This window comes from Arcicella rosea, from assembly GCF_014204325.1.
In the GTDB taxonomy this organism is placed as follows: domain Bacteria; phylum Bacteroidota; class Bacteroidia; order Cytophagales; family Spirosomataceae; genus Arcicella; species Arcicella rosea_A.
The window spans coordinates 1-14,977 of the sequence record NZ_JACHKT010000011.1 but is presented as its reverse complement, the minus strand read 5'-3'; the positions used below and the strand labels follow the sequence as shown (position 1 = coordinate 14,977).

Below are 14,977 nucleotides of genomic sequence, written 5' to 3'. Positions count from 1 at the left end.
ATGTTTAAGTCATGATAAAGACCTTCATTCCATTTTTTTGATAGGTATGAAGTCTATCAAATATTTTAGAAAATTTGCTTTTGTTTTCTATATGGAATTGACATTCAAGTTCATGTCCCTCCAATGGAATGAGTGTTATTCTATTATATAAATTGGTACTATTTAACCCTCGCCCACGACTTTGAGTGTAATCCCAAATATCAACAATTATTTTTTTTGTATTTAAGATAGAATACTTAATTCCTGCCGCTACAATATAATCTTCTTCAAAAATAATTTCCCCTTTTTGTACGTAACTTCTGATATCGTTTGTGTCAAGCATGCTACTTATTAGTAAGACTAAAAATAGACAGCTAATAGCAATGGTTATTAATATTTCGGGATAACCGTAATTGTCTAAGAACCATGAAAGTATAAATAAGAGCAATGTTAATGCTATCAAAATATATTGATAATTTCTATTACGCTTATACTTTTCTGTAAAACCCCCAATTATTATACATGAAAAATCATTCATTCAATAAAATAGCTTTTTTGTACTTAAATTGTCACTTTTGAGTTCAGTATTTTAACTCACCATTCTTCACTCGCCATTCACAACTCCTACTACAATTCTTCTTCTCCTAAAATTGTTTTCACTTGATTGTTATTCAATTTGTTTCGATAGTTCTGTGCCAAATGATATTCACTTTCAAATACTTTAATCAGCATATCTCTTTGGGCTTTTAGCTTTAGATTGATAGTACTTAATCTGGTGAGTTCTGGTAAAATATCTTGCTTTTTCTGACGATACTTTTCGATTTCAGCTTTATGTTTTTCAATATCTGCTTCCCATTCTGCTACTTTCTTGATTTTGTCTTTATACAATTGGTTTCGCTTTTGGAAAATGCTAAAATCATCTTTGAAAATCGTAAGATTTCCTAAGAATAATTTCCCTGAAAACATAAATAAAAAGAAGATAAAAGCGAATAAAGCCCAAGCTTGAAGAGGAGGTTTTGAAGCGTAGATTTGTGCAAAAACAAAGAATGAAGCCGCCAAAGGCATACCTACTTCTTCCAATAATCTTTTCCAAGTACTTTCTTTGCTTTCGTCGTGCAAGAAAGAAATTCTACCAAAAAGGTTGAACATCCCAGCTAAAAACACACCGAGGGCAATAAAAGTACTTTCTTGAAATTGTCCTTGTAAAGATTCTCGGATAAGATAATAATTGCCAACCGCAATGCCAGTAGCAAGCGTTAAGCCGACAACGGTTCTTAATAAATGATGTTGCTCTGTGAATTCTTGGTTTTTAAGCGTTTGAATTTGTAGTTCAATTTCCTTTACCAAGCTTTCTTTTTCATTAATCCAATAATTTAGCTCACCAATTTCTTCTTGGTGTTGAGCAATCACTTTATCGGTTTCGGCAGTTTGTTGCGAGAAGTAATGACGAATAATAGAAACCTTTTCTTCAGGATTAGAACCCGAAAGTCCGAAAATAACGCCTTCGTCTCGAAGAATATCTTCGTTGATTAGCCAATCGGGTTGGTCACTGATAGGATGTAAAAACGTTGGTGCAGGTTGAGTAACTGTCACCAACGTTTCATTTGAAGATACTTCTTCTGCGATTGGTATCGCTATATTTGTATTTTCGATGGTAGGAGTGTTGCCACGGAAAACATATTTCAACTTGTCGAAAAAAGACATAAGGTCGTGAATAAATAGTTTCAAGAAAGACCGAATTTGGTAAAAAAAACTTTATCCGACAAAGAAATTATGAGGAATGGCAGATTTAAGAAGATTATACTTCCTGTAAAATTCCTAAAATAGTAAATAAGATACCAATGAAGGCAGCAAGTCCACCGACTGTTCCTAAGCCAACAATGGCTAAGATGATACCAATTCCTAAAAGTATTACCCCAAGTTTCAAGAACGGATTCCAGCTATGAAAATCAACAGGTTGTGCTGATTTTTTCATTTTCTTTTCTAATTTTTTGATAATTAGTTTCTCTACAAAATTAGCTTTGTGCGTGGTTACTGTTTTGTTCTCGCTTTTTTGGGCAATGACTTTCTCTAAAATTGCATTGATTTTTTCTTTTTTTACTTCGTTGATAGTTTCTTGATTAGCTTCGTCAATTTGTATTACTTCAGCAGTAGAAGCATACATGGCTGGGCTTTGTTTTTTGGGTGCCGCCTCAATCATTGAAGTATTGCTTTGAGGTTCAATTTTAGCGATTTCAATGGTAGCTTTTTCAGCTTGATTTTGGGAAATTACAGCCTTCTGTGAAGTACAAGAAACAGCTACAAATACAGCAATGATGCTGGCAAAAGTTAGTCTAATTGTTTGCATAATACTAGGTTTTTTTTGTTAAGAAACGCTGGAAGAATAAATTAATTGCTAAAGAAAAAGCCCAAATCATCATTTTGGGCTTTTTCTGGGAGTAGTTATTTAAGCTGCTTTTTTCATTTGATGAAAAACTGTTCGTTCAAATTTTTGACGAGCATACTCAAGTGAAATTTTAAATTCTTTGATTTCTGTTTGTGAAGGAAGTTCAAACATGGCATCAGTAATGATTGATTCACAGATTGAACGTAAACCTCTTGCACCTAATTTATATTCCATCGCTTGACTAACGATGTATTCTAATGCTGGTTTTTCAAATTCTAAATCAATACCTTCCATTTTGAATAATTTATGGTATTGTTTAGTAATAGCATTTTTAGGTTCTGTTAGAATCGAAAGTAATGTTTCGTGGTCGAGTGGGTCTAAGTAAGTAACTACTGGCAAACGACCTAACAATTCAGGAATTAAACCAAATGATTTTAAATCTTGAGAAGTAACGAATTTCATTACATTTTCTTCCTCAAACATATCCAAGAAAGTATCATCTGAACTAAAACCAATTGGACGAGTATTTAAACGTTTTGAAATATGACGTTTGATTCCGTCGAAAGCACCACCACAAATAAAGAGAATATTTTCAGTATTTACGGCAATCATTTTTTGGTCTGGGTGTTTTCTTCCACCTTGAGGAGGACAGTTCACTACGGCACCTTCTAATAATTTCAATAAAGCTTGCTGAACGCCTTCACCAGAAACATCACGAGTAATAGATGGATTATCAGATTTACGAGCAATTTTATCAATCTCATCAATAAAAACGATACCCATTTCTGCTTTTTCTACATCATAGTCTGCCGCTTGAAGTAAACGAGTCAAAATACTTTCTACGTCTTCACCAACATAACCCGCTTCAGTAATCACGGTTGCATCAGCAATACAAAAAGGTACTTCTAACATTCTAGCAATGGTTTTTGCCATGTATGTTTTTCCAGTTCCAGTTTCACCAACCATAATAATATTTGATTTTTCAATCTGAATATCGTCTTGGATGGTTTTGGTATCATGTTGCATCAAACGTTTGTAATGATTGTAAACGGCAACACAAAGATGTTTTTTTGCTTCAAACTGACCAATCACGTATTGATCAATATACTTTTTCATTTCAATGGGTTTCACCAAATTGAATTTTGGTGCTGGTGCTTTACTATTCTTACTTTTTTTATTCTTTTCAGGATTCAATTCTTGCTGAACTACTTGGTAAGCTTGCGTTACACATTCGTTACACACGTGTCCATCCATACCTTCCATTAATAAAGGTACTTCATTTTGTTTTCGTCCACAAAGGACGCAATGGGCTTGCTGTTGTCTCATATCTTTACACACAAAATTGTGCCTTCATTATTTCCGTGGTAAAATTACTGATTTAAAAACAAAAAATGCTTACTACTTTTCTGGAAGTAATAAGCATTTTTTGTGATACGCTAATTTAATGTTACTTCTTTGTTCAAGATTTTATACTCTTGTCAATACTTCGTCGATTAAACCGTATTCTTTTGCTTCTTCTGCACGCATCCAGTAATCACGGTCTGAATCTCTTTCGATTTCTTCAAAAGATTTTCCTGAGTGATGAGCCAAGATTTCATATAATTCTTTACGAATTTTAACGATTTCACGAGCAGTGATTTCAATATCACGAGATTGTCCTTGCGCTCCACCTGAAGGTTGGTGAATCATAATACGTGCATGTGGCAATGCAGAACGTTTACCTGCTGTACCACCAGCCAATAATACTGCACCCATTGAAGCCGCCAACGAAGTACAAATCGTAGAAACGTCTGGACGGATGTAGTGCATTGTATCATAAATACCTAAACCTGCATACACAGAACCACCCGGCGAGTTGATGTACATCATGATGTCTTTCTTAGCATCCGTAGATTCCATAAACAACATCTGAGCAACAATGATATTCGCCATATAATCATCCACAGGAACACCCATGAAGATAATTCTATCCATGATTAAGCGTGAAAAAACATCAATCTGTGCAAAACGCATTGGGCGTTCTTCGATGATGTACTGAGTCATATCTTCAATGAATGGACGACTAGTACCTCCGATATTATTTGCCTGATTCATGTACTGGTCAACTGCCAAACCGTTCAAACCTCTGTGGTGTACGGCGTATTTTCTGAATTCTTCTGAACTTAATTCTTTTGGAAACATAACGTTATTTTATAAAATTGAAAATATGTCGGTTGGTAAATTAAATCAAATAAACCATTTTAGCAATTCTGTAAGCTGGAAATTACCTGAATGCTTTCTTAATAACTTTCAAAAACCTCAAATAGTTCTAGCAATAAATTTGAAACTTATCAGATTATTTTTGGTGTTATTCAAAAAATCTTCGACAGCAAAGATGCAAAAACTATGAAATAATTCTTGTCAGTTTTACAGAGAATTTATCAGAAAAGATGATAATTATGAAAATTGGAGAAAAAATACGACAAGCTCGTCTGCTAAAAGGATACTCTCAGGAGAACATGGCAGAGCTTTTACAAATCTCAACAACCGCTTTTGGCGATATTGAAAGAAGTAAAACGGAACTGACTATCAACAGAGCTCAGAAAATAGCCAATTTATTGGATATTAATGTGTTGGAGCTTTTTGGAGAAGAAGTAATTACTCCGAAAATAATGCTTCATACAGAAAGTGAAACAGAACAACTAAAGCTTGAAATAGAAAAACTCAAGAAAGAATCTGACTACTGGCGAAGTAAGTTTGAAGAACGTGTATTGGTTGAAGCCTACAGGCTTATTCAAAGCCAACAACAACGAGAGAAAATAGGATTTTAGTAGTTTATGAGTTTAAAGTTTATGAGTATGTAGTGTTTAAGATGTGATAAAAACAAAAAATCCCGCAGAGGTTGACCTTGCGGGATTTTTTTGTTGAATTGATATTAGTGAAAAAAATCACTCAATCACAATTCACTAATTCTGGAATAGATTACGCTCCAACTACTTGTTTGAACTCATCTACAGTGATGTTTTTGCTTTCAGTTTTTACTTTAGAAACAATTACCTCAGAAACTTTAGCGGCATATACTTCATTGAACATTTTCATGAAGTTATCTTGCTTATTTTTATCAGTTAAATAACCGTTAGCGATACGTTCAATCATTTCGTCCATGCTGTTATCTGCAGGTGCATACATTCCGAATTGACCACGAATCATTTCTTTCGTTCTTTCAAGAACTTCTGGATATTCAACTTTGATTTCGTTTTGCGTAGCTACTTCGTTTTTAATTAAGTTCAAACGAATGTCTTTCTTAACGTTTTCAAAATCAGCGTCAATTTGCTCAGGTGTGAATTTTCCTTCGTTTACTTGGATTAACCATTTACGTAAAAATTCTTCTGGCAATTCGATAGAAACGTTTTCTAATAAAGCTTTCTCAGCATCAATTCTTAATAAATATTCAGCTTCACGTTTGTAGTTTGATTTGATGATTTCCAAAATTTCTTTACGGAATTCTTCTTCAGAACTTACTTTACCTTCACCTAAAACTTTATCAAAAAATGCTTGATTCAATTCAGCGGGAGCATTGCGAGTAATATCTTCAATAGCGAAAGTTACTTCTCCAGTTAAACCAGTTTTATTACCTGTAGCCAATTCAATTGATTTTTCATCAACAAAAGTAGCTTGAATATCAAACGTTACTGTTGTACCAATTGTAGCTCCAATAAAAGTAGCTTTGGCTTCTTCTTTGATAGCTTTGAAAGGAATCGCAGATTTTTCAGTCCATTCTCCTTGTGTGAAAACACCAAAAAGCATATCACCATCTTCAACTGAATCTGGGTGAATTTGCTCTCCAGAATTTTGTTTCAAATTCTCGATAGTTTCTTCAACTTCCTTTTCAGTTGCTTCGATTTCATAAGTACTGATTGTTGGAATTTTTTCGAAATCAACTGTGAATTCTCCAGCTAAACCTAAATCATAAGAAAAGCTAAATTCAGTTTGAGTATCCCAATCAATTGGATTTTCAAATTCATTCAATGGCATTGGGTCACCTACTAAACTCAAATTGTTTTCTTTGATATAGTTAGGAACAGCTTTACCTAAAACAGAATTGATTTCGTCGATTAAAATAGATTTACCAAACATTTTTTGTACCATTTGCATAGGTACCATTCCTGGACGGAATCCTTTGATGTTGGCACGCTTACGGTAGTCTTTAAGGTTTTTATCGACTTGTGGCTTATAATCAGCCTCAGAAATAGATACGACCAAACGGGCGTTAACTGGGGTACTTTTTTCGAGAGAAATGTTCATCTTTATGAATTCGGATTTTGGAATGCGGATTTCAGATTTTAATATTAGTAAATTTCAGTTTGTCTGATTTTCGTAAATCCGCATTCCGAAATCAACAATCAGAAATCAAAAAAGCCCTCAAAACCGTATCGGTTGAGAGGGCTTTGAATGAGTACGGGCGGAGGGACTCGAACCCCCATGCCTCACGGCGCCAGATCCTAAGTCTGGTATGTCTACCAATTCCACCACGCCCGCTTGCGTTTTGGAGGTGCAAAATTAGGAAGCCGATTTTTTATTTGCAAACTTTTCTTGAAAAAAAACTCAAAAAAAGTGTAATAATTTTCAGCATAGAAAATGTTTTCAATTAATCTGCTGACTTTCAGTTGTTTATTGAAATGGTGTAATAATAATTATTTTAAACAATGTTTAAGATAAATTTGTACTCCTCTAATGATTACTTCCCTTGATTATCTTTTTAACATTAAATGCTAGAAAATAGCTTCGTTTGTCCTTAAATTTAACCTTCAAGCTTTAATGAAATTATTACGACCTTTGTTCAGGTTTTAAGTTAAAAATTATAAAGTCAATACTGATTCAATCACAAAACATGCAACAAAAAGATAAATCTTTGCCTCCATTCATCAAATCATGGAAACAACTCTACTGGATAGTTGTCGGGAATCTGGTGTTGATGATTATCCTATTTTATCTCTTTAGCGAATACTTCAACTAAGTAGAAATTGTGGGCTTAATTTGCCGTTTTAGGTTGAACAGAATTGCTTGGTAAAACAAAGTAATTCTCTAACCCTCTTTTAAAAGCTTAATTATTTAAAATTTATATGGGAAATACTGATTGGCTGGTACTGATTTTAACCTTAGGAACGATTATTGGTTTTGGACTTTGGAAAGGTCGATTTCAGGAACAGAATATTGAAGGATATTTATTGGCAGACCGCCAAATGCCTTGGTATCACGTTACGCTTTCGGTAATGGCAACACAGGCAAGTGCCATTACTTTTTTATCTGCACCCGGACAAGCCTATATCGACGGAATGCGTTTTGTACAATTTTACTTTGGTTTGCCTTTAGCGATGATTGTACTTTCCATCACTTTTATTCCCATCTTCAAAAAATTAAAAGTTTTTACGGCTTATGAATTTCTGGAAGGTCGTTTCGACCTAAAAACCAGGGTAATGGCTTCTTTCCTTTTCTTGATTCCACGAGCTTTATCTACTGGCGTAACCATTGCCGCTCCTTCAATTATTCTTTCCACTATTTTAGGGTGGAATCTGTATTGGACAAATATTGTCACGGGAATTGTTGTGACGATTTACTGTATGTACGGCGGTTCAAAAACAATTTCTTACACGCAAATGCAACAAATGTTGGTAGTGATGATTGGAATGTTTTTGGCAGGTTATATGGTCGTTCATTTATTGCCGACAGAAATGGGTTTTGTAGATACGTTGAAAGTAGCAGGCAAAATGGACAAACTAAATGTGATTGATTGGAAATTTGATTTAAACAATCGCTATAACGTTTGGTCGGGTTTGATTGGTGGTTTTTTCTTACAATTATCCTACTTTGGTACAGACCAATCGCAGGTAAGTCGTTATTTATCAGGTGAATCTGTTGGAGAAAGTCGTTTAGGTTTATTGATGAATGGGATTTTTAAAATTCCAATGCAATTTTTGATTTTACTCGTAGGTTCATTGGTTTTTGTGTTTTATCAATTCCATGAAGCACCGCTTTTTTTCAACAAAACTGAATTAGGAAAAGTAGAACAAACGGCAGCTTATAAGACATTAGTCAAGAAAAATACTGAAGTTTTTACTGAAAAGAAAAAAGCAGTAGAAGAACTCTATGCCGTTCTTAAAACAGATGAAAATGCCAGTACTTTAAAGACAAAAGCACTCAATGCTCAAAAGCTTGAAACTTTGAAAGCAAAAGCTTTAGCAGCCGACAAAAAAGCGAATAAATTAAGAAGTGAAGTAAAAGATTTGATGCTAAAAACAAATCCTGATGCCAATACCAACGACACAAATTATATTTTCCTTTCTTTCGTCACCAAGTACTTGCCACAAGGTATGGTCGGTTTGTTGATTGCGGTAATTTTATTGGCTTCGATGGGGGCGATGGCTTCGGCGTTTAGCTCGCTTACTTCTTGTACGATTGTGGACATTTATCAAAGAATGATTCATAAAGAAGATACCGAAAAACACTATGTAAACGCTTCTAAATTAGTGACTTTAGGCTGGGGAATTGTTTGTATCATTGTGGCACAATTCACGGCAAATATTGGTAGTTTGATAGAGGCTGTAAACATTTTAGGTTCATGGTTTTACGGAACTATTTTAGGTGTATTTTTAGTAGCTTTTTACTTCAAATTTATCAAAGGAGACGCTGTTTTCTGGGCGGCTTTATTGGCAGAAGTATTTGTGATTTACGCTTGGTGGATAGATTTAACAGCTTTCCTTTGGCTAAATGTGATTGGCTGTGTATTGGTAATTGTGTTTGCTTGGGTGATTAGTTTGTTTAGTAAAACAATTGTGAATGAGTGAGTTAGTGATTGAATGATTGTAAGATTTCATCTCGTTTAACATAAGTAAATAGCTCATGCTATCTAAAAGAAAAATTTGTTGTAGCGGAACCTTTACGGTTACCGTTTATTGTTTCATTACTTTTTGCAAACGGTAACTGCAAGAGTTACCGCTACATTTTTTGATTAGTTGCTACTATATATTTTGGGCTATTGCTTAAACTGCAATGAATTTCAAACGCTCGTTTTATAATGTTGATTATCTTGTGTAAATATTTGATTCCATTTTCATAATCTATCAAACCATGAAAAAAATATTACTCTTACTCGTACTTGCTACCAGTATTTTTACTTCCTGCAAAACTTCTCAAAGTACTTCTCTGCAATCTTCTGAGAATATTGTCAATGTTACTTTTTTACATTTGAATGATGTCTATGAAATTTCACCTTTGGAAGGTGGAAAAGTGGGCGGTATGGCTCGTGTGGCTACGGTCAGAAAGGAATTATTGCAGGAAAATCCGAATACCATTACGCTACTTTCGGGGGATTTTTTGAATCCTTCTTTGATTGCTACTTTCAAATATGAAGGCAAAAGTATCAAAGGTCGCCAAATGGTGGAAGCTATGAATGCCGTGGGTTTTGATTGGGTTGGTTTGGGCAACCACGAATTTGATATTGACGAAGCCGATTTACAAAGAAGAATTGACGAATCTAAATTTCAATGGTTGGCAAGTAATGCTTTGCAAAACAACAAAGGAACGCTTTCGCCTTTTGCCAAAAATGTTGATGGAAAGAGTATTCCATTTCCTAAAACTGTCACTCTTACTTTTAAAAATACAGTAGGTAAAGAAGTAAAAATGGGAATGTTTTCGGTAGTTGTACCTTCTAATCAAAAAGATTTTGTGCATTATGATGATTTCTTTGAAGCCTCAAAAAAGGCTTATGAAAGCTTAAAGCCTCAATGCGATTTTGTAGTTGCGATTACGCATCTCAACAAAGTAGATGATGAAAAATTGGCGAAAATGTTACCAGAAGTAAAGCTTTTGATGGGCGGACACGACCACGACAATATGCTTTTCAAAGAAGGAAACGTAGTAATTGCCAAAGCCGATGCCAATGCTAAAACGGTTTATATTCACCGATTGACTTTTGATACAAAAACGAAATCTCTGACGATGAAGAGTGAATTACGTGCCATAAATGAGCAGATTAAAGATGATGCCGAAGTAGCTGTAGTGGTAAAAAAATGGGAGGATATTCTGGACGAAGCCATGATAAAAGCTGGTTTGAATAAAAATGATGTGGTGACTACGGTAAAAATCCCTTTGGATGGTAGAGAAACTACCATGCGAAATAGCCATACAAACTTGGGCGATTTAATTGCTAAAGCGATGACTGCCGCCGCTACTCAACCCGTAGATTGCTCGATTTTTAATAGTGGTTCTGTGAGAATTGACGATCAATTGGTAGGTGCAATTACGCAATTGGATATTATGCGTGTCTTGCCTTTTGGAGGTAAGATTGTGGAAGTAAAACTACAAGGAAGTTTGTTAGCTAAAATTTTAGACACAGGTTTACAAAACAAAGGCAATGGCGGTTATTTGCAATGGGATAAAATCAGTCAGGATGATGCTGGAACGAAACAATGGTTGATTGATGGCAAAGCATTGGACCTTAATAAAGAATATCAAGTAATGATGCCGAAGTTTTTGATTGAAGGAAAAGAAACCAATTTTGGCTACTTGACCGCTCAAAATCCAGCAGTAAAAAACATCATTGAACCAGACGATAAAGACACAAACGACATCCGCAATGATATTAGAAAAGTATTGATTACGTATTTGAAAAAGTAACACGGCTTTCCAAGCCGTGAATAAAAATAATAGATTGCCATTAAAAAAGACTTTATCAGGCAATCTATTTTAACATATTTAGTCTAATTATCATATATAATTATTTTTATCCATTTCTTCTAGGAATGCCTCTAAGTCTTTACCAGCCTTCCCAAGCTTTCCAATTTTTCTGTTCAAAGCATTCTTCCGCTCTTCGCACTCTTTTTCCATACGCCTTAATTTGTTCAATATCTCTGATGGTTGCATCAAGATTAAGAAGTCCTTCAAATCGCTGTCTAAGTTCGGGTACAACTTTACCATCTCTTCTCCTAATTCCTTCAATGAGTCTTGCTTTACTTTCATCAAAGCTTTCGCTGATTCGACTTGCTTCTCTTGCAAAATCAGGTCGTAAGGTTCTTTCTTTTTCATCCATTCTTTCTCTAAGCTGAGTTCTAAGCTTTTCATACTCTGTTGGTAAGGAATCTCTTCTTGTAGTAAAAGATTGGCTAAGTTCTTCTCTTCTTCTAACAAATTCTCTTTCAGCTCTAAACTCCTCTTCTTCAATGTCATTTTGTTCTGATTGAATATCTTTTCTTCTTTTTCTAAGCTCTTCTCTTCTTGTTTCAATTTCTTCTTGGCATCCTCTAAAGTCCTCTCTTCGTCTATTAATGGTTTGTGAATCTTCCGTAATTTGTCTAATTTCATCTTGATACTCTCTAATGAGAGATTCAACTGATTTAATTGACTTTTCAAGTTCTCTTGTTTCGGAATTGATTCTTTTTGTTTCAATTTCAAACTTGCTCTGTTCTTCATTATACAGTCCTTCCACTCTGACTTCTTCTGCTCGAAAATTTTCGTATCTTCCTCTAAACTCTTCTTCCTCATCTTCAAACTCTCCTTTAATTCTTGCTTCAAATTCTCCTTGAAGTTCTCGCAATTGTTTACTCTCTCGTTCTGTATTGTTCTCAACTTCAAGTATTTCAAGTTCAAGTCGTTGTTTAATTGAGATGTATGATTCTTGTTCCAAGCATCGCTCAAATGCTCGTATAAGGTTTCCAATTTGGCTTCTTCGGCACTTGAAAGTTTCTTCATGAATTCCTCCTGTGAATTCATCAGTTGTTGATACTCTTTTTCCAAATGATGAGGAAATTGAAAAATAAGAGGTGTTTTGTTCTTCATTGTTAAAGATCCATTTAGTAAAAGTTGTTCTATCAAAACATTCAATAATTGATTCTTCGCTATCTCTAGGTATTTTAACCTCAACAGTATCAATACCTAAACGTTTTATTTTCAGCCATTTTTCATCCTTAATTTTATGAGTAACATCAATTTCAATAAGTAATATAGGTTTTCCATTACTATCAAAAAATGCTACATCTGGACGGATTAAAAAGTTTTTTGTAGATGATTTTTCAGAGTTATTTAATCGTTCCCATTTTACATTTCCATTACTATCTTCGTAAAAACTCAGTTCAATTTCAACGCTGTATGCTTTGATAAATTTTGATTCCTGTATTATATATCTAGGGCCATTTCCATCTGGTGGGTATTTTATAACTTTTGGTACTTTAATAGATTTTTTTGCTTGTAAAATATCTTTTGCTTTTTTGTGTCGAGTAGATTCATCAGACCAAGTGCAAAGGCGTTCAATATTAACAAATTTTGGGTGATGTCTAAAATATGGTGATATCTTCGAGATTGGCTTGTGTGCAACCATTTCTGCACCACAGCCAATACAGTAGTAACCATTTGCACCGCTCATTGCATTAGAGATGTTGACATAATTCCTATTTCTATCATATGCTTCTGTCGTATTCTTATTTTCTTTTAAGTCGTCCATTGTAACATTGAATTAAAATATTATTAGTGAATTTAGTAATAGTATTTTGAATTTATTCAAGTGTGCTTTTGAAACGATTAAAATAGTTATAAATACATTATGAACATATATGAGAAGTGGAGATTTTTATTTTTAAGGTTATTTGGGAAAAACTTTTTACGACTTGGAAAGCCGTATTAATGAGATAGCTTTTCCTACCTCGGAGAGAGGTTGTCGATACTTTGAGAATGCCTGACGAGTATTTTTTGCGGGAAATTGCGTGATTTAAATAGGATAGAGAGTAATTCTTACGGTATTTTGCGTAAAAAAGATAGGTTCTAGATACTTTTAGTATCTAGAACCTATCTTTTTGATACATTTTGGATTAAAAAACCGAAGAAAACCGCAATGAGATAATTATTAGTTGATTTTCTTCATGGAAAGCCTTCTTACTGAAATCCGACATCCGAAAGCTTAAACCCAAAACTACATCGCTTTTTTCTTCTTTGAAGTTACAGGAGCCGCTACTGGTAATTTTGCTCTGTAATCTGCAATACCTTTTTCGATAGCATCTTTCATGAAACTAAATGAACCAGAAGTGTCTGTACTTCCTAAAGCCAAAGCTTTTTGTGCTAACGGAAAAGCCTCTGCATAATTACTTGATTTCGCTAAAATTTGTGCTTTTACCCAAACATTACGGAAAGTTTCAACGCCTGCGATAGATGAATTTACAGCAGTTAACGCTTGGTTTAATTTTCCTTTTCCTAAAAAGAATTCAGCCGCTACACGCATCGAATTTGAATTGTCAGTAATCGCTTTATTGATAGCGTTTTCTGTCATTTTTGAAGTTTCAATTGCGATAGGAGCGATTGCTTTTTTATCTGCCCAATAGATATTCAAATTGGCTGTGCTATCTGTAACATCACTGAAATCAATCGTGAAAGATTCTGTTTTAGCATTTGAAACAACTTTAACTGAAGTACGCAAAGCGTCTTTTTCTGGTGAATAACTTTGTTCCGTTGCTGTAATGTCTTTGTTCAAAATCAAAGTCCAGTCACCTTTCGTTGGAATCGAGAAAACAGAATAGGTGCCTGCCGCTACTTTTTGTCCGCCTAAACTAATCTCATTTGATAAAGTAATTTGTGTAGCAACGTTTGCTCCTGTACGCCACACTTTATCGAAGGCTACAACGCCTCCAAAAACTTCACGACCTTTCAAACTTGGGCGAGAATACTTAATACTGATGTCGGTTGTGCCTACAGTTTGTACAACCGATGCCGCAGGACTTGGTTGTGGTAAACGAACTTGTGCCGTAGCTGAAAGCGAAAGTGCAAAGCAGATGCCTAAAAATAACTTTTTCATTGTTGAGTGTTTAAAATATTGTGAATTGAGATTTTGACATAAAAGTAAGAAAGTAATAATCCCAGTATTTAATTTTTCGCTCAATGGCTATTTTTAAAAGATATTTTTTAGACCTTTGAGCTCTGAAACATTACCATAATCTATCAACGCTATGCACAGAAATCAATTACTTCAATTGCTAGAAAACTATCAGCCGTTTAATGCAACGGAATCTAAATTTCATGAAGAAATTATTTCTTTCGTAAAGGAAAACCCTTCTTGTTTTGAGCGTTATTTAATGATTGGACATGTTACAGGTTCTGCATGGATTCTGGATAAATCTCATCAATATACTTTATTGACGCACCATAAAAAGTTGAATCAATGGTTTCAGACGGGGGGACATTGTGATGGCGACTCAGATGTTTTAAATGTTGCCTTGAAAGAAGCAGAGGAGGAAACAGGCTTGAAAAATATTAAGGTATTAAATCCTGAAATTTTTGATATTGATATTCATTTAATTCCAGAACGAAAAGGAATTCCAGTACATTTACACTTCGACGTTAGGTTTTTGTTGGAAGCAGATATGAATGAGGATTTAATTGTTTCTTCAGAATCAACTGATTTAAAATGGATTCCACTCTCGGAAGTAGCGGAGCTAAATGATAGTGATTCTATAATGAGAATGGTGGAGAAAAGCTTGTAGTTATTAGCTGTGAGTTATGAGCTTTGAGGTACTGTCTTAAAATCCTATTATTTGATTATAATTATTTTTATATTTGCTATTCTTGAAGGAGAGGTTGCTTTGCAACTTCATC

The 14,977-nt window shown here is 34.4% G+C and carries 12 protein-coding genes and 1 tRNA gene; 4 read left to right on the top strand and 9 right to left on the bottom strand.

Features of this window, described 5'->3' with window-relative positions; all coding sequences use genetic code 11:
- Window positions 1–4: 4 nt before the first annotated feature.
- The 5 genes from HNP25_RS09180 to HNP25_RS09160 all read right to left on the bottom strand — a co-directional run bounded on the left by HNP25_RS09180 (window position 5) and on the right by HNP25_RS09160 (window position 4,546).
- Window positions 5–517 carry a hypothetical protein gene (locus HNP25_RS09180; protein ID WP_184133526.1) on the bottom strand — a complete coding sequence of 171 codons (513 nt, stop codon included), beginning with the start codon at window positions 515–517 and terminating at the stop codon, window positions 5–7.
- A gap of 89 nt (window positions 518–606) precedes the next feature.
- Complete coding sequence (locus HNP25_RS09175) at window positions 607–1,707, bottom strand: hypothetical protein (RefSeq protein ID WP_184133524.1); 1,101 nt, start codon at window positions 1,705–1,707, stop codon at window positions 607–609.
- Between the two features lie 70 nt (window positions 1,708–1,777).
- Window positions 1,778–2,326 carry a hypothetical protein gene (locus HNP25_RS09170; protein ID WP_184133522.1) on the bottom strand — a complete coding sequence of 183 codons (549 nt, stop codon included), beginning with the start codon at window positions 2,324–2,326 and terminating at the stop codon, window positions 1,778–1,780.
- Between the two features lie 99 nt (window positions 2,327–2,425).
- The gene (gene clpX, locus HNP25_RS09165) at window positions 2,426–3,691 is read right to left on the bottom strand and encodes an ATP-dependent Clp protease ATP-binding subunit ClpX (RefSeq protein WP_184133520.1); all 1,266 of its coding nucleotides are present in this window, start codon (window positions 3,689–3,691) and stop codon (window positions 2,426–2,428) included.
- A 141-nt stretch (window positions 3,692–3,832) separates the two neighbouring features.
- A complete protein-coding gene (locus HNP25_RS09160) occupies window positions 3,833–4,546 on the bottom strand; it encodes an ATP-dependent Clp protease proteolytic subunit (RefSeq protein ID WP_262887504.1) in 714 nt (237 codons plus the stop codon).
- Window positions 4,547–4,803: 257 nt separating this feature from the next.
- Between HNP25_RS09160 and HNP25_RS09155 the strand changes: the two genes are divergently transcribed.
- Window positions 4,804–5,175: a helix-turn-helix domain-containing protein gene (locus HNP25_RS09155; RefSeq protein ID WP_229202826.1), complete on the top strand. Its 372-nt coding sequence runs from the start codon at window positions 4,804–4,806 to the stop codon at window positions 5,173–5,175.
- Between the two features lie 151 nt (window positions 5,176–5,326).
- On the opposite strand, the gene HNP25_RS09150 is transcribed toward HNP25_RS09155, so the two are convergent.
- Together HNP25_RS09150 and HNP25_RS09145 are read right to left on the bottom strand one after the other, a co-directional pair.
- On the bottom strand, window positions 5,327–6,649 hold the full coding sequence (locus tag HNP25_RS09150; protein WP_184133516.1) for a trigger factor: 1,323 nt from the start codon (window positions 6,647–6,649) through the stop codon (window positions 5,327–5,329).
- A 152-nt stretch (window positions 6,650–6,801) separates the two neighbouring features.
- A tRNA-Leu gene (locus tag HNP25_RS09145) sits at window positions 6,802–6,883 on the bottom strand.
- Between the two features lie 584 nt (window positions 6,884–7,467).
- Here HNP25_RS09145 and HNP25_RS09140 point away from each other — a divergent pair.
- Complete coding sequence (locus HNP25_RS09140; protein WP_184133514.1) at window positions 7,468–9,189, top strand: sodium:solute symporter family protein; 1,722 nt, start codon at window positions 7,468–7,470, stop codon at window positions 9,187–9,189.
- 283 nt (window positions 9,190–9,472) lie between these two features.
- Window positions 9,473–11,020, top strand: coding sequence for a bifunctional metallophosphatase/5'-nucleotidase (locus HNP25_RS09135; protein WP_184133513.1), 1,548 nt, complete (start codon window positions 9,473–9,475; stop codon window positions 11,018–11,020).
- Window positions 11,021–11,159: 139 nt separating this feature from the next.
- Here the strand turns inward: HNP25_RS09135 and HNP25_RS09130 are convergent, their stop codons facing one another.
- Together HNP25_RS09130 and HNP25_RS09125 are read right to left on the bottom strand one after the other, a co-directional pair.
- Window positions 11,160–12,839 (bottom strand): coiled-coil domain-containing protein, encoded by a 1,680-nt coding sequence (locus tag HNP25_RS09130; protein WP_184133511.1) that lies wholly within the window; start codon window positions 12,837–12,839, stop codon window positions 11,160–11,162.
- 465 nt (window positions 12,840–13,304) lie between these two features.
- Window positions 13,305–14,180, bottom strand: a complete 876-nt coding sequence (locus HNP25_RS09125) for a DUF2911 domain-containing protein (RefSeq protein ID WP_184133509.1) — start codon at window positions 14,178–14,180, stop codon at window positions 13,305–13,307.
- A gap of 151 nt (window positions 14,181–14,331) precedes the next feature.
- Between HNP25_RS09125 and HNP25_RS09120 the strand changes: the two genes are divergently transcribed.
- Window positions 14,332–14,865, top strand: coding sequence for an NUDIX hydrolase (locus HNP25_RS09120; RefSeq protein WP_184133507.1), 534 nt, complete (start codon window positions 14,332–14,334; stop codon window positions 14,863–14,865).
- The last annotated feature ends 112 nt before the right edge of the window (window positions 14,866–14,977 follow it).

What these genes read in the sequence shown, in the direction of transcription:
- HNP25_RS09120 (WP_184133507.1), top strand. Translation starts at nt 14,332, where the DNA reads ATGCACAGAAATCAATTACTTCAATTGCTAGAAAACTATCAGCCGTTT.
- HNP25_RS09135 (WP_184133513.1), top strand. Translation starts at nt 9,473, where the DNA reads ATGAAAAAAATATTACTCTTACTCGTACTTGCTACCAGTATTTTTACT.
- HNP25_RS09160 (WP_262887504.1), bottom strand. Translation starts at nt 4,546, where the DNA reads ATGTTTCCAAAAGAATTAAGTTCAGAAGAATTCAGAAAATACGCCGTA.
- HNP25_RS09125 (WP_184133509.1), bottom strand. Translation starts at nt 14,180, where the DNA reads ATGAAAAAGTTATTTTTAGGCATCTGCTTTGCACTTTCGCTTTCAGCT.
- HNP25_RS09130 (WP_184133511.1), bottom strand. Translation starts at nt 12,839, where the DNA reads ATGGACGACTTAAAAGAAAATAAGAATACGACAGAAGCATATGATAGA.
- HNP25_RS09155 (WP_229202826.1), top strand. Translation starts at nt 4,804, where the DNA reads ATGAAAATTGGAGAAAAAATACGACAAGCTCGTCTGCTAAAAGGATAC.
- HNP25_RS09140 (WP_184133514.1), top strand. Translation starts at nt 7,468, where the DNA reads ATGGGAAATACTGATTGGCTGGTACTGATTTTAACCTTAGGAACGATT.
- clpX (WP_184133520.1), bottom strand. Translation starts at nt 3,691, where the DNA reads ATGAGACAACAGCAAGCCCATTGCGTCCTTTGTGGACGAAAACAAAAT.
- HNP25_RS09180 (WP_184133526.1), bottom strand. Translation starts at nt 517, where the DNA reads ATGAATGATTTTTCATGTATAATAATTGGGGGTTTTACAGAAAAGTAT.
- HNP25_RS09150 (WP_184133516.1), bottom strand. Translation starts at nt 6,649, where the DNA reads ATGAACATTTCTCTCGAAAAAAGTACCCCAGTTAACGCCCGTTTGGTC.
- HNP25_RS09170 (WP_184133522.1), bottom strand. Translation starts at nt 2,326, where the DNA reads ATGCAAACAATTAGACTAACTTTTGCCAGCATCATTGCTGTATTTGTA.